Annotated in this window: 15 protein-coding genes; 8 read left to right on the top strand and 7 right to left on the bottom strand. The window is 67.5% G+C overall.

The genetic code is table 11. The annotated features are described in order from the left end of the window. Window positions 1-8: 8 nt before the first annotated feature. Window positions 9-1,709 (bottom strand): diguanylate cyclase, encoded by a 1,701-nt coding sequence (locus V5F89_RS04425; RefSeq protein ID WP_338447039.1) that lies wholly within the window; start codon window positions 1,707-1,709, stop codon window positions 9-11. Window positions 1,710-1,757: 48 nt separating this feature from the next. Beyond that, window positions 1,758-2,873: an alanine dehydrogenase gene (gene ald / locus V5F89_RS04430; protein ID WP_338447040.1), complete on the bottom strand. Its 1,116-nt coding sequence runs from the start codon at window positions 2,871-2,873 to the stop codon at window positions 1,758-1,760. Window positions 2,874-3,081: 208 nt separating this feature from the next. On the opposite strand from ald, the gene V5F89_RS04435 reads away from it, so the two are divergent. From V5F89_RS04435 to V5F89_RS04465, 7 genes are all read left to right on the top strand, one after another. Then, window positions 3,082-4,431 (top strand): OprO/OprP family phosphate-selective porin, encoded by a 1,350-nt coding sequence (locus tag V5F89_RS04435; RefSeq protein WP_338447041.1) that lies wholly within the window; start codon window positions 3,082-3,084, stop codon window positions 4,429-4,431. Between the two features lie 96 nt (window positions 4,432-4,527). After that, on the top strand, window positions 4,528-5,574 hold the full coding sequence (locus V5F89_RS04440; protein ID WP_338447042.1) for a substrate-binding domain-containing protein: 1,047 nt from the start codon (window positions 4,528-4,530) through the stop codon (window positions 5,572-5,574). A 134-nt stretch (window positions 5,575-5,708) separates the two neighbouring features. Further along, a complete protein-coding gene (locus V5F89_RS04445) occupies window positions 5,709-6,563 on the top strand; it encodes a Ku protein (RefSeq protein WP_338447043.1) in 855 nt (284 codons plus the stop codon). After that, the gene (locus tag V5F89_RS04450) at window positions 6,563-7,033 is read left to right on the top strand and encodes an MgtC/SapB family protein (protein WP_338447044.1); all 471 of its coding nucleotides are present in this window, start codon (window positions 6,563-6,565) and stop codon (window positions 7,031-7,033) included. The genes V5F89_RS04445 and V5F89_RS04450 overlap by 1 nt, the downstream gene beginning before the upstream one ends. Next, entirely contained in the window at window positions 7,030-9,564 is a 2,535-nt protein-coding gene (gene ligD, locus V5F89_RS04455; RefSeq protein ID WP_338447045.1) for a DNA ligase D, read from the top strand. Before V5F89_RS04450 ends, ligD begins: the two co-directional genes overlap by 4 nt. A 75-nt stretch (window positions 9,565-9,639) precedes the next feature. After that, window positions 9,640-10,767, top strand: a complete 1,128-nt coding sequence (locus V5F89_RS04460; protein ID WP_338447046.1) for a DUF2157 domain-containing protein — start codon at window positions 9,640-9,642, stop codon at window positions 10,765-10,767. Continuing rightward, window positions 10,764-11,255 carry a GDYXXLXY domain-containing protein gene (locus V5F89_RS04465; protein ID WP_338447047.1) on the top strand — a complete coding sequence of 164 codons (492 nt, stop codon included), beginning with the start codon at window positions 10,764-10,766 and terminating at the stop codon, window positions 11,253-11,255. The genes V5F89_RS04460 and V5F89_RS04465 overlap by 4 nt, the downstream gene beginning before the upstream one ends. 960 nt (window positions 11,256-12,215) lie before the next feature. Here V5F89_RS04465 and V5F89_RS04470 read toward each other — a convergent pair. Both V5F89_RS04470 and V5F89_RS04475 read right to left on the bottom strand, forming a co-directional pair. Beyond that, a complete protein-coding gene (locus V5F89_RS04470) occupies window positions 12,216-14,567 on the bottom strand; it encodes an FtsK/SpoIIIE family DNA translocase (protein ID WP_338447048.1) in 2,352 nt (783 codons plus the stop codon). Between the two features lie 77 nt (window positions 14,568-14,644). Next, window positions 14,645-15,211 (bottom strand): thiamine phosphate synthase, encoded by a 567-nt coding sequence (locus V5F89_RS04475; protein ID WP_338447049.1) that lies wholly within the window; start codon window positions 15,209-15,211, stop codon window positions 14,645-14,647. Between V5F89_RS04475 and V5F89_RS04480 the strand changes: the two genes are divergently transcribed. Beyond that, a complete protein-coding gene (locus V5F89_RS04480; protein ID WP_338447050.1) occupies window positions 15,201-15,863 on the top strand; it encodes a YggS family pyridoxal phosphate-dependent enzyme in 663 nt (220 codons plus the stop codon). The two genes, V5F89_RS04475 and V5F89_RS04480, sit on opposite strands and share 11 nt — an antisense overlap. A gap of 99 nt (window positions 15,864-15,962) precedes the next feature. Here V5F89_RS04480 and V5F89_RS04485 read toward each other — a convergent pair whose 3' ends face one another. The 3 genes from V5F89_RS04485 to V5F89_RS04495 all read right to left on the bottom strand — a co-directional run bounded on the left by V5F89_RS04485 (window position 15,963) and on the right by V5F89_RS04495 (window position 23,243). Further along, window positions 15,963-18,686 carry a TonB-dependent receptor gene (locus tag V5F89_RS04485; protein WP_425334372.1) on the bottom strand — a complete coding sequence of 908 codons (2,724 nt, stop codon included), beginning with the start codon at window positions 18,684-18,686 and terminating at the stop codon, window positions 15,963-15,965. A 103-nt stretch (window positions 18,687-18,789) separates the two neighbouring features. Then, window positions 18,790-21,549 carry a [protein-PII] uridylyltransferase gene (locus tag V5F89_RS04490; RefSeq protein ID WP_338447052.1) on the bottom strand — a complete coding sequence of 920 codons (2,760 nt, stop codon included), beginning with the start codon at window positions 21,547-21,549 and terminating at the stop codon, window positions 18,790-18,792. After that, window positions 21,546-23,243, bottom strand: a complete 1,698-nt coding sequence (locus V5F89_RS04495; protein WP_338447053.1) for a class I adenylate-forming enzyme family protein — start codon at window positions 23,241-23,243, stop codon at window positions 21,546-21,548. The genes V5F89_RS04490 and V5F89_RS04495 overlap by 4 nt, the downstream gene beginning before the upstream one ends. Window positions 23,244-23,334 lie beyond the last annotated feature (91 nt).

Here is a 23,334-nt window from a genome sequence, read left to right on the forward strand (position 1 = left end):
GCGGCCCGTCAGGCGGCCGCCGTGCCCGACGCCCGGCCGCCGCCGAACAGGATCAGCCGTTCGTGCATGGAGCGGTTGCGGCCGGCTTCCTTCGCCTCGTAAAGCAGCTTGTCCGCGCGGGCGTAGAGTTCGTCGAACCCGATCGCGGCGGACAGGCCCTCGGGAATTTCGATCATGCCCATGCTCGCGGTGACGACCCGGTCGATCTGCGTCACCTCGCGGGCGACGCGCAGGCTGATCGCGCGGCGGATGCGTTCGGCGCGCTCCGCCTGATTCGCGCCGCGCAGCAGCAGCAGGAATTCCTCCCCGCCCATTCGCACGGCGACCGAACGCCGCCGCTTCTCGCTCGCGAGCACTGCGGCGACGGTGCGCAGAACCTCGTCGCCGACGCAGTGGCCGAACGTGTCGTTGATTTCCTTGAATCGGTCGAGGTCGAGCAGGGCGAAAGTGGAGAATCCCTGGGCGCGCAAGCGGGCGAAACGCCCGTCGAGCCCGCGCCGGTTCATCAATCCGGTCAGGGGGTCGCGCTCGGCCAGGTTGCCCAGCGCCGCCGCTATCCTGCGCGCCTTGTCGCGTTCGCGCCGCAGCGTCAGGAAACGGTCGGTCACGCCCAGGGCGGTCACCGTCGCTTCGCAGACCAGGCCGAAATAGAACAAGTCGAGCGTGCGGACCGCCGGCACGCCGGGCACCAGTTCGCTGGCGAGGTCGGTCAGGAATACGATCGTGAGCGGAATCCAGCCCACGAGCTGGAACCTGACCGCCCGGCTGCTGCGCGCCAGCGCCCGGCCGACGATCCGAAACCACAGGATCAGCACCGGGATGAGCGCGATGCCGTGGAGCGGCAGGCCGGCGAGCATCATCCACTCCGGCTTCACAGTCTGCATCGCCGAGACGATCAGGGCCCATACGGCGGCCCATTCCATCGCCCGCGCCTGCCGCGCGCCCAGCTTGTCGTGTTCGATGAAATAGCGGGTGAAGAGCAGGCAAGCGGCGATCGCCGCGCCGAATGTCATGATCGTCGCCGCACGCCAGACGAGCGGATCGAGCACGACGATTTCGTTCGCGATCCCGCTTCGCAGGGCGACCAGCGGGATAAAGCACGCGACCATGATCGCGTGCCAGACGATGAAGCGATCGCGCAGCACGCGCCAGAACAGCGCGTCGAACACGATCGGCATTGCCAGCATTCCGATCAGCAGCGCGATCAGCACCAGCCGGCCGATATGACCGGCCCGCCGGTCGGGCCGCTCGGCCGCCAGGTGGAGGCTTTCGAGGCTGGCCTGGTGCGAAAGCCCTTCGATGCGCACCGCGACGCGCGCGGGCGGCGCACCGGCTTGCGGCAGGGGGACGGCGAGCGTCGGGCCGGCGCTGGTCCCGATCGCCTGCGCCATCGGCGTGGTCGCCTGCGCGCGGGAGCCGTCGCGCCCCTCGACCGCGATCGCCACCCGGTCGAACTTGCCCATGTCCATCAGCAGATATCGCGGCGGTGCGACCGCCGGGTCGGGTTCGAACTCCAGCGCGACCGCCGCCGCCGGAAGCCGGGGCGGGTCGACGGTGCAGGGCAGAACCGCGTCCTCGGGCAGATCGGCAAGGACGCCGGCGGTCGCGGGCGCCGGTGCGCAGGAATGCGCCGCCGCCGGAGCGCCCAGCGCCGCGATCGTTGCCAGGATCGCCAGGATGGCTGCCCGGAAGGTGGGTTGCCCGCCCATGCCGAAGGGTTAGGGCCATCCGGTTATCGCCGCGTTAAGCCGGCGGCATCATCCCAGAATGTCGGCGACCGGGCGATATTCGTATCCCAGTTCCTCCGCCACGGCGGCATAGGTCACTTGCCCCGCATGGACGTTCAGCCCTTCGGCAAGGTGCGGATCGCGGCGCATCGCCTCCTTCCATCCCAGGCCGGCGATTCGCAGGGCATGGGGCAGGGTGACGTTGTTGAGCGCATAGGTGCTCGTGCGCGCGACCGCGCCCGGCATGTTGGCAACGCAATAATGGACCACGTCGTCGATCACATATGTCGGGTCGTCGTGAGTCGTCGCGCGGCTCGTTTCGAAACAGCCGCCCTGGTCGATCGCGACGTCCACCAGGACCGCGCCCGGCTGCATGCATTTCAGCAGCTCGCGGCTCACCAGCTTGGGGGCCGCGGCGCCGGGGATCAGAACGGCGCCGATCACCAGATCGGCCTCGCACACCGCCTCTTCGAGATTGGCCTTGTTCGAAAACCGCGTCTTGGCCCGGCTTTCGAAATGGATTCCCACGCGTTCCAGCACCGCCGGATCGCGGTCGAGAATGGTCGTGTCGGCGCCCAGCCCGACCGCCATCTGCGCGGCGTTGAAGCCGACCACGCCGCCGCCGATCACCAGCACTTTGCCCGGCAGCACGCCCGGCACCCCGCCCAGCAGGACGCCGCGGCCGCCATGCGCCTTCTCCAGCGCGGTGGCGCCGGCCTGCACGCTCATGCGCCCGGCCACCTGGCTCATCGGCTTGAGCAGGGGCAGCGAGCCACCGGGACCGGTCACCGTTTCGTAAGCGATCGCGGTGACGCCGTTCCTGACCAGGTCCGCGGTCTGCGGGGCGTCCGGCGCGAGGTGGAGGTAAGTGTAGAGGATCTGCCCGTCGCGCAGGCGGGCGCGTTCTTCCGCCTGCGGTTCCTTGACCTTAACCACCATCTCGCATTCGGCGAAGATCTCGTCCGGCCCGTCCTTGATGACTGCGCCGGCCTGGAGATACTCGGCGTCGTCGGCGCCGATTCCGTTGCCCGCGCCGCTCTGAATCCAGACTTCGTGACCGTGCGTCACCAGTTCGCGCGTGCTTTCCGGGGTCAGGCCGACGCGATATTCGTGGTTCTTGATTTCCGTGGGGCAACCGATGCGCATAGGTCCTATCTCCTCGCTGCGTGCGCCCGTTACAAGTGAAACTATGGCGTCGCAACCTGCGTCGTTCGCCGGCCCGAAGCAGGCGCGGATAGGGCCATAGCGGCAAAGTTCGGAGCCGGGCAGTGCGATGGCCGTCATCGAACTGTCACAAAATCGGCATAGTGGCGCCGCGATCCGGTCAGAAACCGGTCATCAAAAGGTAACCGAAGTGAAAAATTCGCTGACCCTATCGCCTATCGCCATTGCCGCCGGCGCGCTGCTGGCCGCCCCCCTTGCAGCGCAGGAGGGCAGCGCGGAGGCGGCGGCCTCCGACCGGCTCGAGGCCCTGCGTGCCGAAATGGCGCGCCTGGCCGACCGGATCGAGACGCTCGAAGCCGAGCTGGCGGCCGCGAAAGGCACGGCCGACGCCGCGCGGTCGGAGCCTGCGCCCGAGCCTCGAAACGCCACGTCGATCGTCTGGAAAGGCGCGCCGAAGATCGAGGGGGAAGGGGGCTGGAGCTTCAAGCCGCGCGGCCGGTTGCAGATCGACGCCGGGACCTTTTCCGCTCCCGCCGCCACCGGCGTCGCGGACGGCTTCGGCAGCGAAATCCGCCGCGCCCGTCTGGGCGCCGAAGGCGATATCCCGGGCGGGTTCGGTTACAAGTTCGAACTCGATTTCGCCGGCGGCGAGGTCGAAATCGCCGATGCGATCGCGACCTATGCCGATGGCGGCCTGACGATTTCCGCCGGGCACCACAACACGTTCCAGGGGCTGGAGGAGCTGACCAGCAGCCGGTTCATCTCGACGATGGAGCGGGCGGCCTTCACAGACGCTTTCGGCTTCGAGCGCCGCCTCGGCCTTTCCGCGCAATATGCCGCCGATGCGTGGCTGGTTCAGGCGGGCGTGTTCAGCGACAATGCCGACGACCTGTCGAACCGCAACTGGAGCGTCGACGGGCGCGTCGTGGCGATGCCCGAACTGGGGAACGCGCGGCTCCATCTGGGCGGATCGGTCCACTACGCCGATTACGAGGAAGGGACCGCGCTGCGATACCGCCAGCGCCCCTTCGTCCACTTCACCGACGTGCGCTTCGTCGACACCGGGTGGTTCGATGCCGCGAGCGAACTGGGCATGGGGCTGGAAGCGGCGGCGATCGCCGGCCCGTTCCATGCGGCGGCAGAAGGTTTCTGGCAGAACGTCGATCGCCCGGGCGCGCTGCCCGATCCGACGTTCTTCGGCGGCTATGCCGAAGTCGGCATGTTCCTCACCCCCGGCGACAGCCGCGGCTACAAGCGCGGCGTCTTCGACCGGGTGAAGCCCGCGAACCCGGTGGGCGAAGGCGGTTTCGGCGCGGTCCAGGTCAATCTGCGCTACGACCGGCTCGACCTGGTCGATGCGGGGATCGTCGGGGGCACGCAGGATGGATATGCGGTCTCGCTCGTCTGGACGCCGACCGCCTACACGCGCTTCATGGCCAATTACGGCCGCATGGCGTATCGCAATGCCGTGATCCCCGCCGGGGGAGACGGGTCCTACGGTGTCGACGCCTTCGCCGTGCGCGCCCAGATCGATTTTTGATCCACACCGATTCCCGACCGGGGGGAACGATGTCATGTCTTTGTCACAGATCGCTCATACCCGGGAGCCGATCCTAACCTTGCTGGGGTAAGAAAAATGCATCTCACGAAATCCATCTGCTTTGCCGCGGTTGCGGCGCTTTCGCTTGCCGCGTGCGGCGATGCGCCGGGCACCGGCGGCACGCGCGATTCGATCCGCGCGGTCGGTTCCTCGACCGTCTATCCCTTTGCCAAGGTGGTGGCGGAAAACTTCGCCCGCGCGCATCCCGATTTCAAGTCGCCGCTGATCGAATCGACCGGCACCGGCGGCGGCATTGCGCTGTTCTGCGAAGGCGAGGGGCCGAACACGCCCGATATCGCCAACGCCTCGCGGCGGATGAAGAAGAGCGAGTTCGAAACCTGCCAGACCAACGGCGTGGATGAAATTATCGAGCTTCAGGTCGGCCTCGACGGGATCGCTTTCGCATCGGCGAAAGACGGGATCATGATGAACCTGACGCCCGAGATCGTCTACAAGGCGATCGCCGCGCAGCCTTATGGCGAAGAGCAGACGGCCAAGACCTGGGCCGATGTCGATCCCTCGCTGCCGAACGAGCCGATCCTGGTGTACGGCCCGCCCTCCACCTCGGGCACGCGCGACGCGCTGAAGGAACTGGTGCTCGAGGTCGGCTGCGATGCCAATCCGGCGATGGAGCAGCTCAAGGAAAGCGACGAGGATCGCCACGCGCAGATCTGCACCGAAGTCCGCTCCGACGGCGCCTATGTCGACCAGGGCGAGCAGGACAACCTGATCGTGCAGAAGATCGGCAACAATCCCAAGGCCGTCGGCGTGTTCGGCTATTCCTATCTCGAAGAGAATTCGGGCAAGGTCCAGGGCCTGCCGATGAACGGGGTGGAGCCGACTTACGAGAACATCTCCAGCTTCCGCTATCCGGGCGCCCGCCCGCTTTACATCTACGTCAAGAAGGCGCACCTCGACGCGATCCCGGGGCTGAAGGAATTCCTGGCCGAATGGGCGAAGAGCTGGGGCAAGGACGGCCCGCTCGCAGCGATCGGCCTCGTCCCTTCGCCGGACGAGACCCTGGCGGCCAACACCGCCGCCGCGACCACGCAGTACACCACGATGACCGGCGAAGAGCTTTGATTACGCGCGCCGCCTAGTCAGCGCGCCACGCTTGTGCAAAGGGCGCCGTCTCCCGGAAGACGGCGCCCTTTTTGCGTGGTCGGAAACGATTCGTCCGCCTAAACGCTGAATCGGCGCGAAAGGGGATACGAACGATGGCGGCACGGGCCTATTGGCAGGGACAGATCAGGCTGGCGCTGGTTTCGATACCGGTCGAAGTCTACCCCGCGACGAAAAGCGGCGCCTCGATATCGTTCCGCCAGATTCACGAACCGAGCGGGAAGCCGATCAATTACGAGAAAGTGGTCCGGGGGATCGGCCCGATCGACCGCGACGACATCGTCAAGGGATACGAGATATCCAAGGGCAACTACGTCCTGCTGGAAGACGAGGAGATCGAGGCGGTCAAGATCGAAAGCCGCAAGACGCTGGAGCTGGTGCAGTTAGTCGACGTGCACGAGATCGACGTGTTCTATTTCGAAAAGCCCTATTACGTCGTTCCGCAGGACGAACTGGCGGAGGAAGCCTTCGTCGTCCTGCGCGAGGCGCTGCGCGAGAAGAAGAAGGTCGCGCTCGGCCAGCTTTCGGTGCGCGGGCGCGAAACGCTGGTCAGCCTCAAGCCCTGCGGCAAGGGGATCGTGCTGGAAACGCTGCGTTACGAGGACGAGGTGCGCAAGGCGCAGACCTATTTCGAGGATATCCCCGATACCAAGCCCGACAAGGAAATGCTCGACCTGGCCGGGACGCTGATCGACAAGAAAAGCGCACCCTTCGACGCCGGCGAGTTCGAGGATCGCTATGTCGAGGCGATCCGCAAGCTGATCGACAAGAAGGCCAAGGCCAAGGGCGAGACGATCCTCGAGGATGTCGACGAGCCGGCGGCTTCGGGCACGTCCAACGTCATCGACCTGATGTCGGCGCTCAAGAAGTCGGTGAAGGAGGAGAAGCCGGCGAAGAAGCGGTCTTCGAAGACGGCGTCGTCGGGCGGCAAGTCGCGAAAGAGCGCCTGATGGAACTCAACGATCCCGTCCTGGTGCACTGGATCGACTGGGATCTGCTCGCGCGGCTGGGGGTGGCCGCGATCCTCGGGCTGGCGCTGGGGCTCGACCGCGAGGTGCGCGGCCACGCCGCGGGAATGCGCACACACGGCCTCATCTGCTTCGCCGCTGCGGCCATGACCGTTTCGATCATCTCGCTGTTCGGCCAGCTCGAAGGCGGGCGTTTGGACCCGCTGCGCATCTACGAGGCGACGGGCACGTTCATCGGCATTATCGGCGCCGGCCTGATCGTTTTCAGCAAGGGGCAGGTGAAGAACCTGACAACGGCCGCGCACTTGTGGCTCGCGGCGGTGATCGGCATTGCCTGCGGCGCGGCGCAATGGCCGCTGGTCGCGATCGCCGCGGCCATATCGGTCGTCATGCTCACGCTGCTGCGGATCGTCGAGCGGCGCTGGTTTGCCGACGAGGACTATACCCCGTGAGCAAGCGCGATCCCCTAGCCGAATACAACCGCCGGCGCGATTTCGCGAAGACCGCCGAACCGGCAGGCACGCGAGAAAGCAGCGAAGGCGGCAACCGCTTCATCGTCCAGAAGCACGCGGCCACCCGCCTCCACTGGGATCTCCGGCTGGAGGCGGACGGGGTGCTCAAGTCGTGGGCCGTGACCAGGGGGCCGAGCCCCGATCCCGACGTCAAGCGTCTGGCCGTGCGGACCGAGGATCATCCGATGTCCTATGCCGATTTCGAAGGGACGATCCCCAGGGGCGAATACGGCGGCGGCACGGTCATGTTGTGGGATCGCGGAACCTGGGCGCCGGTCGAAGGGAAAAGCTGGAAGGATATCGAGAAAGGCCACCTGCACTTCACGCTCGACGGCGAGCGGATGAAGGGCGAATGGCTGCTGGTCCGCATGAAGAAGAAGCCGGGCGAAAAGCGCGAGAACTGGCTGCTGCGCAAGATTGACGACGCGTTCGCGCAGACCGGCGATGCCCTGGTCGAGCATGAGCTGACCAGCGTGCTGACCGGCCGCGCAATGGCCGAGATCGCGGCCGACAAGGGCGGCGAGCGCTCGCTGGAAGGCAAGAAGGGCAAGGCCTTCGCCAGGGAAATGGCAAAGGCCGGCGCGCACAATGCGAAAAAGGCGAAAGGGCGGCGCAAGGCCGGCACCGGCAAGCCGCCTGCCTTCCGCAAGCCGCAGCTGGCAACGCTGGTCGACGCGGTCCCTGCCGGAAACGGCTGGATGCACGAGATCAAGTTCGACGGCTACCGCGCGCTCGTCGCGGCCGCGGGCGACAAAGTGCGCGTCTATACCCGCAGCGGGAAGGACTGGAGCGACAAGTTCGTTCCGCTGGCGCAAGCCTTCGCCGCGCTCGACCTCCCGCCCTGCCTGATCGATGGCGAGATCGTGGCCTACGATGACGACGGCAATCCCGACTTCTCCTCGCTGCAGAAGGTGCTCAAGCGCGGGCACGGATCGCAAGGGCAAGGCGACAAGCTGGCCTTTCATGCCTTCGACCTGCTCGAGGTAGACGGAGAGACTCTCGCCGGCCGGCCCAATATCGAGCGCAAGGAACGGCTGGAGGCGCTGCTGGAAGACGCCGGACCGCCGATCCACGTCGCCGACCATGTGATCGGCGCGGGCGAGAAACTCTACCGCGCGATGTGCGATGCCGCGCAGGAAGGGATCATCTCCAAGGCCGTGGACGCCCCCTATCGCGGCAGCCGCACGCGCAACTGGGTGAAAGTCAAATGCACGCTGCGGCAGGAATTCGTGGTGGTCGGGTGGAAGGCCTCCAGCGCCAAAGGGCGCCCGTTCGCCTCGTTGCTGCTGGCCCAGCACGAAGGGGCGAAGGGGAAAGAGGCGCTGGTTTACAAGGGCAATGTCGGGACCGGGTTTTCGCACGATGCGATGCAGGATCTCGCCGCGAAGATGAAGCGGCTGGAACGCAAGACGCCGCCGGTCGAGGTCGATCGCGCATCGTCGCGCGGGGTCACCTGGCTGACGCCGAAGCTGGTGGCGGAAGTCGCCTTCAGCGAGTTCACCGCCGAAGGCAGCGTCCGCCACGGCAGCTTTCTCGGCCTGCGAAGCGACAAGGAGGCGGCAGAGGTGACACCCGAAACCCCCGGCGAACCCCCGGCCGGCGAGGCCGCGCAGGCAGTGAAGATCTCCAGCCGCGATCGCGTGATCTTCCCCGACGCCGAATGCACGAAAGGCGACCTTGCGGATTATTACGCGGCGATCGCGCCGCTGATGCTGCCGTTCGCCGCCCAGCGCCCGATTAGCCTGGTGCGCTGCCCCCAGGGGCGGGCGAAGAAATGCTTCTTCCAGAAGCACGACAGCGGCTCGTTCGGCCCCCATGTCAAACACGTGCCGATCGCGGAGAAGAGCGGCGGCACCGAGGATTATCTCTACATCGAGGATGCGCCGGGCCTGCTCGCCTGCGTGCAGATGGGCACGATCGAATTCCACGGCTGGGGCGCGCGCAGCGGCGATGTCGAACGGCCCGACCGGATGATCTTCGATCTCGACCCCGACGAGGGGCTCGATTTCGGCGATGTCAAACAGGCGGCGAAGGACCTCCGCCGCAAGCTGGCCGATATCGGCCTGGCGAGCCATGCCATGCTGACCGGCGGCAAGGGCGTCCATCTCGTCGTCCCCCTCGCGCCCGGCCACTCCTGGGCCGAACACAAGGACTTCGCCCGCCGCTTCGCCGAAGCGCTGAGCATGGCCGAGCCGGATCGCTTCACGGCGACGATGAGCAAGGCGAAGCGCAAGGGGAAGGTCTTCATCGACTGGCTGCGCAACCAGCGCGGCAGCACTGCCGTCGTCCCCTATTCGGCGCGCGCGCGGGCGGGCGCGCCGGTCGCCGTGCCGATCGCCTGGGACGAGCTGGACAGGTTCGACGATGCCAAGCCGTTCTCGATCGCCGATGCGGCGAAGCTGCACACGCGCGCGGAGGCGAAGGCGCTCGCCGGCTGGGGCTTCGCCGAACAGCGCTTGCCCGATATCTAGCGCCGTTTTCAGCAAGGCCGAGGCGGTACCGTCGCGCTTGCCCCCGATGCCGGACGCGGATACCCTCGCCCCCGGATGATCGGCCGCAAACTTTCCGCCTGGCAGCGCGCCGGGCTGCTCGACGAGCAGACGGCGGCGGCGATCCGCGCCTACGAGGCGGACCATGCGCGGCCGCTGGCGCTGTGGGCCGTGATCGGCATCGGCGCGCTTGCCATCGGCCTGGGCCTGGTATCGGTCGTTGCCGCGAACTGGGAGGATATTCCCGGCCGCTTGCGCCTGGCGGTGCACTTCGCCTCGCTCGCGGCGCTGGCCGTCCTGCTCTGGCGCGGGCCGGGCGAGCGGCCGTGGGCGCAGGAAGCCGCGCTGTTCGTGTTCGGCGCGCTCGGCCTCGCGTTCTTCGGACACCTCGGCCAAGTCTATCAGACCAGCGCGCCGCTGTGGCAGCCGCTGTCGCTGTGGCTGGTGCTGTTCGGGCCTGCGATCCTGCTGCGCGGGGCGAGCTGGCTCACCGCGATCCTGCTTGCCGGCGTTGCCGTCTGGGCGAGCTGGGCATTTGCCGACACGGCGGGGCCGCTGTTCGGCGCCGAACAGCGCGCCGGCGCGGCGATCGGGCTGGCGACCGCCCTGCCGGTCCTGCTGGCCCCGCTCGGCGCCGCGATGCGGGGGCGCGACGGACGCGGGGATTTCTGGCGGCGGTTCGAACAACTCGGCTTCGCCTACGCGATCGGCTGTGCCTCGCTGGTCGCAGTGGCAAGCGGTTTCGGCGAACCGGACGGCGATGGGCTGTTCTCTTTCGGTGCCCGGATGGCCCAGGTCGTGGTCGGGCTCGCCGCGGCGGCCCTGCTGGTCGGCGCCCGGCGCGACAGATCGGGGCAGGCGCTGGGCGGGGCCGTTGCCGGAGCGGCCTTGACGATCCTTCTCAGCCGCATGGTCGACGGCAGCCAGCTGGGCGCGGCGCTCCTGTTCATGGCGCTGTGGATCGGCGTCGCGCTGGCCGCGCTGCACGGCGGCTGGCGGGACGTGTTCCAGCTGGCGGTCGCGGCCGTGGCGGCGCGGCTGGTGATCCTCAGTTTCGAGCTTGCGAGCGACTTGCTGACCAGCGGGTTCGGCCTGATCGTTGCCGGCGTGTTGATCCTCGGCGTCGCGTGGGCCGCGGTGCGGCTGTCGCGCCATTTTGCGCCGCCGCGGGAAGAAACGGCATGACGCGGCGTTTCGCCCTGGCGGCGGCACTCGCGCTCCCGCTCGCGGGGCTTGCGGCGAGCTGGGCCGCGGCGGAATATTCGTCGCGGCAGGGGACCGTCTGGCACGTGCCCATCGCGGGGTACGACCCGCGCGATATCCTGCGCGGACACTACGTGATTTACACGTATGAATGGCCCGGCCTCGAAACCGCGCCGCGCGGCGCGGGGGCCGGGGACACGTTGTGCCTGGAAGGCGATGCGCCGCATCTGACGCGCGCATTCCCGCGGCGAGGGCAGGCCTGCGAGGCATTCGTGACGGCGCGCGGGGGATGGAACGATCCCGAAGGCGGGCTGGCGACCGGGCGGCTCTATGTCCCGCAGGACCGCGCGGCCGCGCTGGAACGCCGGCTGGCCGATCCCGCGTTGCAGGGCATGGTGCATATCCGGGTGCGCGAGGATGGCCACCTCACCCCGCTCGACATCGCATTCCGCCCGCGAACGCCAGACTAACGCGCCGCCGACAACCACCCGAGCCCCAGCGCAGGCTGGGGCCTCAGGCCGCTGGCGCTGCGCCCGATAACCCTCCGCGCACCCAGCGCAGGCGGGGACCTCAGGCCGCCGACACACCGCCCGATACCTTCCCGAGCCCCAGCGCAGGCTGGGGCCTCAGGCCGCTGGCGTGTCGCCCGATAGCACGAGGTCCCAGCCTGCGCTGGGACTCGGAAAGGGGGTCGGGTTATGGCAAAAATGACTTGACAATTGTAACCTATTGGGTTATAGGAGCCCCGCCAGTCCACTCTGGCACACAGCGACGGGGGCGGAGCGTGTACGCGTCACGCAGGCCGCTTCGTCCAGACGGCCGGTGCCTCGGGGGGCTAGTGACCTTTTAGAGAAAGCCCCCTTTGCCGGTTTGCGAGGAGTTTTCGGGGGACCTGTCCCTTTCGGCCCTGCGGTGGGCCTCAACGCCGCAGAGCCCAGGGATGCCCCCGACGGATACGGTGCCGGCGAGCCCTGGCCGTATCTCGCCTCGCAGCCCTTAAGGGCCGAGCGAAAGGTTGCCGTAACCCCTTTCGCCGTTCGCAACGATGTTACCAAGGCAACCCTGTGACGCCCAGGTGGCAATCCTGTGATGCCCAGGCGGCACCGGCCGATTCCGTCCGCTTGCCTTCATGCCCCGGCGTAAGGTCCGCACTCGCCAGCGGATGGTGGGGTGTGCCTGCTTGCCTGCTTTCCCGCTTCTCTCTCCCCCTTTCCTCTCCCCCCTCTCCGATCCCCAGCGCAGGCTGGGGTCTCGTGCTATCGGGCATAGCGCCAGCGGCTTGAGGCCCCTGCCTTCGCAGGGGCTCGGGACGGTATCGGGCATAGCGCCAGTGGCCTGAGACCCCAGCCTGCGCTGGGGCTCGGGAAGGTATCGGACGACGCGCCGGTGGCCTGCCATTCCGGCTTGCTGTGGGTCGGACTTGCCGAGCGCTAGATCGGGTTGCCGTCCTGGTCGCGGAAGATCTCGCGGCGGCCGACGTGGTTGGCGGGGCCGACCAGCCCTTCCTCCTCCATCCGTTCGATCCACTTGGCGGCGGTGTTGTAGCCCACGCCCATCTGGCGCTGGAGCCACGATCCGCTGGCCTTCTGGTTTTCGAACACGATCTGGCATGCCTGGCGGTACTTGCGCTCTTCGGGGTTGTCGCTCGCGGTCAGTTCGTCGTCGAAGCTGAAGCCGCCGTCCTCCGGCTCCTCGGTCACGGCGTCGACATATTCGGGCTTGCCCTGCCCGCGCCAGTGCTCGGCGACCGCTTCCACTTCCTCGTCGGAGACGAAAGGGCCGTGGACGCGGACCATGGCGCCCGAACTCGGCTTGTAGAGCATGTCGCCCTTGCCCAGCAGCTGTTCGGCGCCCTGTTCGCCCAGGATCGTGCGGCTGTCGATCCGGCTGGTGACGTTGAAGCTGATCCGCGTCGGCAGGTTCGCCTTGATCACCCCGGTGATGACGTCGACCGAGGGGCGCTGCGTCGCCATGATCAGGTGAATGCCCGCCGCGCGCGATTTCTGGCTCAGCCGCTGGATCAGGACCTCGATCTCCTTGCCGACGGTGACCATCAGGTCGGCCAGCTCGTCGACGATCAGCACGATCTGCGGCAGGGGCTGATAATCGAGCTGCTCTTCCTCGAACAGTTCCTCGCCCGTTTCGGGGTCGAAGCCGGTCTGCACCCGCCGGCCGAGCGGCTTGCCCTTGGCGATCGCGGCTTTCACCCGCTCGTTGAACGAATGGATGTTGCGCGAATTGATCGAGCTCATCATCCGGTAACGCCGCTCCATCTCCTCGACCGCCCATTTCAGCGCGCGGACCGACTTGTGCGGCTCGGTCACGACTTGCGACAGCAGGTGCGGAATGTCGTCGTAGCTCTTGAGTTCGAGCACTTTGGGATCGATCAGGATCAGGCGGCATTCGTCGGGCGTAAAGCGATAGAGCAGGCTGAGCAGAATGCAGTTGAGCCCGACCGACTTGCCCGACCCGGTCGTGCCGGCGACCAGCAGGTGGGGCATCGCGGCGAGATCGGCGATGATCGGCTCGCCGGCGATGTCCTTGCCCAGGATGATCGGCAGGCTGCCCTTGGCATTGGCAAAAGCCTCGCATGCGACCAGTTCCTTGAACGCGACCATCTGGCGGTGCGCATTGGGCAGTTCGATCCCCATCACCGTCTTGCCCGGAATGGGCGAGACGCGGGCGCTGATCGCGCTCATGTTCCGCGCGATGTCTTCGGCCAGGCCGACCACGCGGCTGGCCTTGATCCCCGGGGCAGGCTCCAGCTCGTACATCGTCACCACCGGGCCGGTGCGCACGGCGGTGATTTCGCCCTTCACGTTGAAATCGTCGAGCACGGTTTCGAGCAGGCGGGCATTGCGTTCCAGCGCCAGGCGGTCGAGCTTGGGGCCGGTATCGGCCGGCGGCTCGGCCAGCAGGTCGAGGCTCGGCAACTCGAAGGCGGCGAACATGTCGCGCTGCTTCGCCTTGTCGAGCCGGGCGGGCCGCGGCGGCGCGCTGCGTTCGGCGATTTCGGGCGCGCGGCGCGGGGCCGCCCGTTCCTCGCGCTCGTCCGGCGCCTCCCCCGCAGTATCCTCGGCCCCGGTTTTCGCGGGCCGTTTCCGGCGCGGCAGGAAGGGCGCATCGCCGGCCGGCAACCCGGGCGCGCGGCGCAGAAACCCGGGCAAGGTCAAGAGCGCGCGCCAGTCGATCGCGAAAACGCGCGTGATCAGTGCGATGCCGCCGGCAAGGCAGGCCAGCGCCATTGCCAGGATCGCCCAGCCGCGCCCGCTTTCGGGCAGGCGGCCGGCCAATGCCTCGATCGCGCCCGCGCCCAGCAGCCCGGCGATCCCCCCGGTCGATGCGGGCAGCGATCCGCCCGGGCCGTCGAAGGCCAGCGAAAGGACGCTGGACAGCAGCACCATGGCGAGCACGAGCATCCCGACCGGCCGCAGCCAGTGCGTGTCGGTATCGCGGTCTTCCTCCTCCACGTCGCGCCACAGCTTGCGCGCGCCGACGTAGAGCAGGGGCAGCAGGAAGATGGCGGAGAGGCCGAACGCGAACAGCACCCGTTCGGCCGCCCAGGCGCCGCTCGGCCCCATCCAGTTGGCCACGTCGTCGCCCGCCGCGGCGGTCGAGGGGCTGGGGTCGGTCTGGGTATAGCTGACCAGCGCGAGCGTGAGAAACACCGCGCAGGCGAACAGCACGCCGGCCCCGGCCATCTGTGCGGCACGCCGCAGGCTGCGCCGGAAAGTGGCGCGCCAGTCGGTGGTCGGCGATTTGGCGGCCGCGCGAGTGGCCATGGCGATTCCCCTGATGCGAGCGGGCAGTATGAATCCTCGGCGAGTCCGCCGTCAAGCGCCCGTCGGGCGGCCGTGCGTCACACCAGCCCGTCGATCGCCGCCCAGCGCGGCCAGTCCAGCTCCTCCGCCCGGGCCGCGGTCATTCCGCCGAGCGCGATCACCGGCATCCGCGCCCGCGCCGCGAGCGCGCGAAAGCGCATCGGGCCCAGCGTCGGCGCATCGGGGTGCGAGCGTGTCGGGAAGACCGGCGACAGCGTGACGGCATCGGCGCCGATCGCGTTCGCCGCCTCGATCCCGCGGGCATCGTGCGCGGTGGCGATTCGCAGCCGACCGTCGCCCGGGCCGATCCGCCGTGCCGGCCCGTAAAGCCCGTGCGCGCCCCAGGCGCGCGCTTCGCCGGCGCTGCCCGACAGGACCACGCGGTGGCCGCATTCGCGGGCGATCTGGGCGAGAACCGCATACCGTTCGCGGCGCGGCTCCGGCGCCAGATGGTAATGGCGATAGACGAAGCCCGACCCTGCAGGCAGCGATCGCAGCGCCTGTTCCAGCCGCGCGTCGTTGCGCGCATCGGAAAGCAGCCAGAGGTTGGGAAGGGTATGATTTCGCTGCACGGTGCCGCTATAGCGCCCTGCGATGAAAAACACAGACACTCCCCTGCAGCAGGTTCGCGAGCGCATCGCCCGGGCATGCAAGGTCGCCCGCCGCGATCCGGCCGAGGTGACGCTGGTGGCGGTGAGCAAGACGCACCCCGCCGCCGCGATCGAGCCGCTCCTGCACGAAGGGCAGCGGGTCTTCGGCGAAAACCGGGTGCAGGAAGCGCAAGCCAAGTGGCCGGCGCTGCGCGAAGCCTGGCCCGATGTCCGGCTGCACCTGATCGGGCAGCTCCAGTCGAACAAGGCGGACGATGCGGTGGCCCTGTTCGACTGCATCCATTCGCTCGACCGGCCCAGCCTGCTCAAGGCCCTGGTCAGGGCGATGGACAAGGCGGGCAGCCGGGTCCCGTGCTTCATCCAGGTCAATGTCGGCGAGGAAGAGCAGAAGGGCGGGTGCGCGCCGGGCGATCTGGCCGGCTTCGTCGCGCGCGCGCGCGATGCGGATATTCCGCTCGCCGGCCTGATGTGCATTCCCCCGCTGGCGATCGAGCCGGCGCCGTTTTTCGCGTTCCTCGACAAGCTCGCCCGTGACAACGGCCTCGACGGCCGGAGCATGGGCATGAGCGGCGATTACGAAACCGCCGTCATGCAGGGCGCGACCCATGTGCGCGTGGGCACCGCGCTGTTCGGCGAGCGGGCCTGACGGGCGACCCCGCGAAAAAGAAAGGGGCGCTCGCCGGCGCCCCTTTCCGATCCGATCCGGTCCGATACGATCCGGTCCGATACGATCCGGCGGCAGCGATCAGAACTCGCCGCGCACCGTGATGCCGTACGTCCGCGGCTCGGCCAGGAAGGCCGAATAGGTCTGCTGCGATGCGACGAACGGCGTGTTGAACGCGACCTGGGTGTAGTTCTTGTCGAACAGGTTCTGCACCCAGCCTTCGATCGAGAACCGGTCGGCGATATTGGTCAGGCCGACACGGCCGTTCACGATGACGTAGCCGTCCTGCTCCTTGCCGTAGAGCAGGTCGGAGCCGGTGTTGTAGTCGCCGGTCAGGCGCGCGTTGAAGAACACCAGCCCACGCATCCCGCTCGAGCCGATTTCGGGCGTCCACGACATCGAAGTCGTGGTGACCCATTCCGGCGCGTTCGACAGGTTGTCGCCCGGCAGCAGGCGCAGCGCCGGGTCGAGCGGAACGCCGCTGTCGGTGCCGATCAGATCGTTCTCGTAACTCGTGTCGGAATAGGTCAGCCCCACGGTGAAGCCGAGATCCGGGGTCGGGTTGAGCGTGGCCTCCATTTCCACGCCTTGCGCGACCACGCCCGGTTGCACGTTCTCCGGTTCGCAGGACCCCGTCGTGGGGTCGCCGTCCCGGTCCGCCCCGCCGAGGTCGGTCGAACACGAATTGATGTTCTGCACCAGGAAGACCGAGCCGTTGAACGTGTTGAGCTGGAAGTTGGAGAACTCCTGACGGAACGCGGCGACGCTCAATCCGAATTCGCGCGTGGAGTATTTCGCGCCGATTTCGAACGCATCCACCGTTTCCTCGTCGAACTGAAGCGCGCTGACGTCGATGTTGTCCGCATCGAACAGCAGCGGGTTCGACAGCGCCGAACGGTCGAGGTTGAAGCCGCCCGCCTTGTAGCCGCGCGAGTAGGAGCCGTAGACGAGGAGATCGGGCGTCGGCTTCCAGCTCAGCACGGCCGTGCCGGTGAACTCGTCCTCGTCGCGCGAATCGCTCAGGGAGACGCCATCGATTTCCGAAGTCGAGTTGCCCTGGCAGGACAACGAAATGATGCCGCCCGCGAGCGCGCCGACACCGGTGGGCAGCAGCGGCGAAAGCAGCGCGCGGTTCGTCGGGCAGATCGTATTGTCGTTGCCGAAGGTCGCATCGAAATCCTTGGTTTCGTTGGTGTAGCGAAGGCCGAGGGTCAGATCGACAGTGTCGGTGATGTGGAAGATGTTGTGCGTGAAGAGCGCGAAGTTCTCGCTCTTCTGGTTGTAGACATCGCCCGTGCCGCCGAGGTCGTTGATCTGCGCCAGATTGTCGAGGCCGGCGAAGATAAGGGGCGTGGCGGGTCCGAAGGCGCCTGCGCCACCGTTGGCCGCAAGCAGCGCCGCACGGCCGCCGGCGGAGAGACAGCCGCTGCTGGTCGGCGAAGCCAAAGCAGGGTTGATCGCATTGACCACCCGGCACGGCGCGAATGCGCCGTAATCCTCGCCGAAGCGGAGATTGTCGCGCACTTTCAGCTTCTCGTTGGCATAGAAGCCGCCGACCAGCCAGTCGAGCCGGTCGTCGAATGCACTGCCCTGAAGCCGCAGTTCCTGCGTGAAGGTCTTGAACGCGCGCGCTCCGGCAAATTTGCCCGGCTCGCGGTACAGGATATCGACCTGGGTATAGTCGGTGTCCGAACCCTGCGTGTTGGAGTATTCGCGATAGGCCGTGATCGAGGTCAGCTCGACATTGCCCAGTTCCCAGTTGAGCTCGCCCGAGATGCCGTAATCCTCGGTTTCGCCGGCGTAGCTCCGCCCGGGCGTGATGTAGATGTCGCGATCGAACGTGCTCTGGCTAAGGGCCCGCGGATCCTGGCCCAGGGCAAGGAGGATCGGTATGATCGGGTTCTCGGTGCTGGTCAGCGCCGGCCCGCCTTCGGGACGGGTGAACGGATCGAGCCCCGGGCTGACCCGCGCGAGCGGCGCGAATTCGGGCTGCACGAACGTGGCGGCGCAGCAGGCTTCGTCCTTCTTCGAATAGTCGCCGACCAGGCGGAAGCTCAGCGTATCGCTCGGCTCGAACAGCAACTGGCCGCGAACGAGGTAGCGGTCGCGGTTGTTGACCGAGGTGTCGTTGACGACGTCGTTGTAGAACCCGTTGCGCTTGAAATAGACGCCGTCGAGCCGCGCGGCGACCGTCTGGCCGATCGGAGCATTGACCCCGCCCTCGACCCGGATCGCGTCGTAGTTGCCGTAGGTGAAGGCGCCGTAGCCCGAAAATTCGAACTCGGGCGGGGCGGTATAGATGCTGATCAGGCCGGCCGAAGCGTTGCGCCCGCCCAGCGTGCCCTGCGGCCCGCGCAGGATTTCGATCCGGTCGATCGGGCCGAGTTCGCTGAGCGCATTGCCCGAGCGGGAGCGATAGACGCCGTCGACGAAGACCGCGACCGAGCTTTCGAGGCCGGGGTTGTCGCCGACCGTGCCGATCCCGCGGATACGGGCCGAACCGTTGGCTTCGTTGCCGGTCGAGGAAACGAGCAGCGACGGGGCCACCTGGTTGAGTTCGCGGATATCGCTGGTGCCCGATTTTTCGAGCAGTTCGCCCGACACCGCCGAAACGGCCACGGGCACGTCGGCCAGCGATTGCGCGCGGCCCTGCGCGGTCACGACGATGATCGGCCCGCTCTGCGCCGGCGGCGCCTCGGCCGCCGGTTCCGCCTGGCCTTCGGTCTGCGCGAAAGCCGCCTGCGGCAGAAGCGCGATGCTGGCTCCGGCAAGTGCGAGCGCCCGGAATGATACCATTCGAGTCATTATTTTCTCCTCCACCAAAACTTGACGTAGACGTAACCCGGCTCGCCCCCTGTGGGAAACAAAGTTTCCACCAGCAGGGCAATTTTGTCGATTAGTGTTGCATTCAGGCGTCTTCGAGCTCGGCCTGGCGCCTGTCGCTGGCCGCATCGAGCAGGGCGGTCTCGATCGCCGCCACCCGCTCGCCGGAGTTGATTTTCTCTCCCAGCAGGTCGGTGACGTAGAAAGTGTCCGCCGCGCGCTCGCCGTATGCGGTGACATGCGCCGAATGGACCATCAGCTGGCATTCGAACAGCGCCCGCGCCAGCCGATTGAGCAGCGCGGGCCGGTCGCGGGCATTGACTTCGATCACGGTAAACCGGTTCGATGCCTGGTTGTCGACGATCACGCGCGGGCGCACGTCGAACGCCTTCGCCCGGCTGCGCGGCAGGGGCCGCTTGGCCAGCCGCGGGACCAGCTCGATCCGGTTGGCGAGGGCGTCGTCGATCGCCGCCTCGATCCGTTCGAGCTGCTCGCGCTCGTGGAACGGCTGCCCCAGCGGGTCCTGGACCAGGAAATTGTCGACCGCCCAGCCGGCGCGCGTCGTATGGATGCGCGCATCGATGATATTGGCGCCCGCGAGATGGATTCCGCCGGCGATGCGGTAGAACAGGCCGGGATGGTCGGCCGCGATCACGCTGACCAGCGTGGCCCCGCGCGAGGGGTAGACTTCGCAATGGATCGACAGATCGTGGTCGAGCCGGCGCGCGGCGGCGAACTGGCGCAGGTTGAGCGCGGCGATATCCTCCGGCTCGGCGATCCAGTAGGCTTCGCCGAATTCGTCGGCGTGCTCCTGCACCAGCGCCTCGTCCTCGCCCAGCAATTCGCGCGTCGCATCCTTCTTGGCCGCAATCCGTTCCTTGCGGCCGTGGCGCATGTGGCCGAGCCGGAGCCGCTCGTGCGCGACATCGTACAGCTCGCCCAGCAACTGGCGCTTCCAGCTGTTCCAGGTGCCGGGGCCGACCGCGCGAATGTCCACCGCCGTCAGAATCAGCAGGTGCCGCAAGCGCTCGACGCTCTGCACCTGGGCGACGAAATCCTCGACCGTCTTGGGATCGGTCAGGTCGCGCTTGAAGGCGGTCGCGCTCATCAGCAGGTGATAGCGCACCAGCCAGGCGACGAGATCGGTCTCGTCCTCGCTCAGGCCGAAGCGCGGGCAGAGTTCCTGAGCGACTTCGGCGCCCAGCACCGAATGGTCGCCGCCGCGCCCCTTGGCAATGTCGTGCAGCAGCACCGCGACATAGGCGGCCCGGCGCGAGCCGATCTTGTGGATCAGCCGCGTGGCGCGCGGATGATCTTCGGCCAGTTCGCCCTTCTCGATCCGGTTGAGCAGGCCGATCGCGCGAATGGTGTGCTCGTCGACGGTGTAGTGGTGGTACATGTCGAACTGCATCTGCGCGTTGACTTTCCCGAAATCGGGCACGAAGCGGCCGAAGACCCCCGCCTCGTTCATCCAGCGCAGCACGGTCTCGGGGTCGTTGCGGCCGGCGAGCAGCTCCAGGAACAGGGCATTGGCGCGCGGGTCGTTGCGCACTTTCGCGGTGATGAGGCGCGAATCGCGGTCGGCCTGGCGCATCGTCGCCGGTTCGATCTCCAGCCCTTCCGCCTCCGCCACGCGGAAGATCTCGATCAGGCGCACCGGGTCGTTGCGGAACCAGTCGTCGCCCGGCGCGCCGATCCGCCCGCCGAACACGCGATAGCCCTTGATGCTGCGCGGGCGCGCGCGAAAGCCCGCCAGCAGGCCCTGCCGCGTGCGCTTCTGCGCGAACTGCTCGTCGATATGGGCCAGGAACACGCCGGTCAGGCTGCCGACCCGTTTCGCCTGGAGGAAATAGAACTGCATGAAGCGTTCGACTTCGCTCTTGCCCGGCCGGTCGGTGAAATTCATCCGCTCGGCCACCTGGCGCTGCAGATCGAAAGTCAGCCGGTCTTCCGCCCGCCCGGTGATCATGTGCAGGTGGCAGCGGACCGCCAGCATGAACCCTTCGGCCCGGCGGAAGCTGCGATATTCCTGCTCGGTCAGGAGGTCGACGTCGACCAGTTCGGCCGCGCTGCGCACTTTGTGGATGTATTTCCCGATCCAGTAGAGCGTCTGCAGGTCGCGCAGCCCGCCCTTGCCGTCCTTGATATTGGGTTCGACGACATAGCGGCTGTCGCCCATCCGTTTGTGCCGCGTGTTGCGCTCGGCCAGCTTCTCGGCGACGAACTGGCGTTCGGTTCCGGTGACGACATCGGCCCAGAAACGCCGGCGCGTCTCCTCGTACAGCGCCTCGTCCCCCCAGACGTAGCGCCCTTCCAGCAGGGCGGTGCGGATCGTAACGTCGGCCTGGGCCATGCGGACCATGTCGTCGGGCGTGCGGCTCGAATGGCCGACCTTGAGGCCCAGATCCCACAGGTAATAGAGCATCGCCTCGATCACCTGCTCGCACCAGGGCGCGCGGCGGGTGGGGGTGAGGAAGGCGATGTCGACGTCCGAATGGGGCGCCATCTCCGCCCGGCCGTAGCCCCCGACCGCCAGGATCGCGAGCCGTTCCCCCTGCGAACGGTTGGCGGCGGGGTAGTCGTATCCCACGACATGATCGTGGATCAGCCGCACCAGCTGGTCGATCAGGAAGGCATGGCCGGCAACGCACTCGTGCCCGGCATGGGGCTTGTCCAGCAGGCGCCGGCGCAGCTCCTCGCGCCCGGCGTCGAGCGCCTCGCGCAATGCCGCGATCACCGCTCCGCGCGCGTCGGCGCCGCCCTCCTTCGCAATTCCGTCCAGCGTTTCGGCCAATGCGCGGCGGTCGACGATGGCGCGCTGCCTGGGGATGCGGACCTGGTTCAAGCCCCGATCAGCTCCTCGCCGAAGCGGGCGCGAACCGCGCGCTTGTCGATCTTCTGCGTTCCCAGGCGGGGCAGGGGTTCGTCGGACTGCCGGATGGTCTGCGGAATCTTGAACGGCGCCAGCCGCCCGTCGAGAAAGTCGCGCAGTTCGTCGGGCGTCAGCGAATGCCCTTCCTTGCAGTAATAGACCGCGGCCGGGACTTCGCCCAGGCGCTCGTCGGGCAGGCCGAAGACCGAGCATTCGGCGACGGCATCGTGCGCGTAGATGCCCTGTTCGACTTCGATGCACGAGATATTCTCGCCGCCCCGGATGATGATGTCCTTCTTGCGGTCGACGATGAACAGGTACTCGTCCTCGTCCAGGTATCCCAGGTCGCCGGTGCGAAAGTAACCGTTGTCGAAGAAGGCGGCGGCGGTCGCCTCGTCGTTCTGCCAGTAGCCGCGGAAATTGGCGATCGAGCGGATGCAGACTTCGCCCACTGCGCCCTGCGGCACGGGCTTCCCGTCGTCGTCGAGAATGGCGAGGTCCACCAGCGGCTTGCTCGCGCGGCCGGTCGATCCCGGCTTGGCCATGTAGTTTTCGTTGAAATTGCCGCAGCCCACACCGTTGGTTTCGGTCAGGCCATACCCCAGCAGCGGGAAACCGCCGGGGAAGGCTTTCTTGATCTTGGTCACATGATCGACCGGGCGCGGCGCGCCGCCGGCGGCGAAGCTCTTGCAGGCGCTGAGGTCGAACTTGTCGCGCTCCGGGTGGGTCGCGATCTCGTAGCTCATCAGCGGCACGCCGACGAAGTAGCTGACCTTTTCCGCCTCCATCAGCCGCATGGCCTCGCGCGCGTCCCACTTGGGCATGAGCACGAGCTTGCGCGCGATGGCGTAGCTTTGCAGGTAGAGCGGCACTTCGCCGGTGACGTGGAACAGCGGCACCGCGATCAGCGCGCAGGCCTGCCCCGCGGGCGCGTCGCCGCGTTCGGTCAGGAGCTGCGCGGCCATCGCGCTTTGCGAAACATAGCTCATCGTGCCCTGGACCACGCCGCGATGGTCGGACCATGCGCCCTTGGCATCGCCGGTGGAGCCCGAGGTGAAGAGGATGGTCGCGAGGTCGTCGGGGCCGAGTTCGCCCAGCATGCGCATGGCGACGTCGCCCTCGCCCCAGATCGGGGCAAGACCGTCGGAGGGAGGCAGGTCGTGCGCGATCTCGACGATCCGGGCGCCGTGATCGGTCCCTTCCAGCCGCTCCGCGCGCTGGCGGTCGGCGAGGACGAGCGAGCATTCGGCCAGGCGAACGCCGTGCGCCAGTTCCTCGCCGGTCCAGAAACCGTTGAGCAGGGTGGCGCAGCCGCCGCCCATGATCACGCCCATGTAGGCAATGATCCAGTTGGCCGAATTGCGCGCCGCGATGCCGACGCGGTCGCCCTTCTTCATCCCGTGGTCCTGCACCAGGCCGGCGGCGACGTGGCTCGCCGCCACCCAGCATTCGCCGAACGTCAGGCGGACGTCGCCGTCGACCAGGAAGACGAGATCCTTATGCTCGTTGCAGAAATGGGCAAAATAGTGCGCCAGGCTGGGCGGAGCGTTCTTGAATGCCGGCAGGGACTGCCCCTGGCGATCCACTGATTCGGTCTCGAACGGCATCCCCGGGCCGGTCAGGGCCGCGATGATCCGCTCCAGATCGTTGTCCAGTTCACTCGGCATTCGTTTCCTCTCCTCTCGCCATTCCCCTACGTCGCGGCGCGATCGAATCGTGCCCGACGCGCGAACGCAGGGTTTCGCCCCGTCGCTCTCT

This window comes from Pelagerythrobacter marensis (assembly GCF_036700095.1).
Taxonomy (GTDB): domain Bacteria; phylum Pseudomonadota; class Alphaproteobacteria; order Sphingomonadales; family Sphingomonadaceae; genus Pelagerythrobacter; species Pelagerythrobacter marensis_A.

What these genes read in the sequence shown, in the direction of transcription:
- V5F89_RS04425 (WP_338447039.1), bottom strand. Translation starts at nt 1,709, where the DNA reads ATGGGCGGGCAACCCACCTTCCGGGCAGCCATCCTGGCGATCCTGGCA.
- ald (WP_338447040.1), bottom strand. Translation starts at nt 2,873, where the DNA reads ATGCGCATCGGTTGCCCCACGGAAATCAAGAACCACGAATATCGCGTC.
- V5F89_RS04440 (WP_338447042.1), top strand. Translation starts at nt 4,528, where the DNA reads ATGCATCTCACGAAATCCATCTGCTTTGCCGCGGTTGCGGCGCTTTCG.
- V5F89_RS04445 (WP_338447043.1), top strand. Translation starts at nt 5,709, where the DNA reads ATGGCGGCACGGGCCTATTGGCAGGGACAGATCAGGCTGGCGCTGGTT.
- V5F89_RS04450 (WP_338447044.1), top strand. Translation starts at nt 6,563, where the DNA reads ATGGAACTCAACGATCCCGTCCTGGTGCACTGGATCGACTGGGATCTG.
- V5F89_RS04460 (WP_338447046.1), top strand. Translation starts at nt 9,640, where the DNA reads ATGATCGGCCGCAAACTTTCCGCCTGGCAGCGCGCCGGGCTGCTCGAC.
- V5F89_RS04465 (WP_338447047.1), top strand. Translation starts at nt 10,764, where the DNA reads ATGACGCGGCGTTTCGCCCTGGCGGCGGCACTCGCGCTCCCGCTCGCG.
- V5F89_RS04470 (WP_338447048.1), bottom strand. Translation starts at nt 14,567, where the DNA reads ATGGCCACTCGCGCGGCCGCCAAATCGCCGACCACCGACTGGCGCGCC.
- V5F89_RS04480 (WP_338447050.1), top strand. Translation starts at nt 15,201, where the DNA reads ATGAAAAACACAGACACTCCCCTGCAGCAGGTTCGCGAGCGCATCGCC.
- V5F89_RS04485 (WP_425334372.1), bottom strand. Translation starts at nt 18,686, where the DNA reads ATGACTCGAATGGTATCATTCCGGGCGCTCGCACTTGCCGGAGCCAGC.
- V5F89_RS04495 (WP_338447053.1), bottom strand. Translation starts at nt 23,243, where the DNA reads ATGCCGAGTGAACTGGACAACGATCTGGAGCGGATCATCGCGGCCCTG.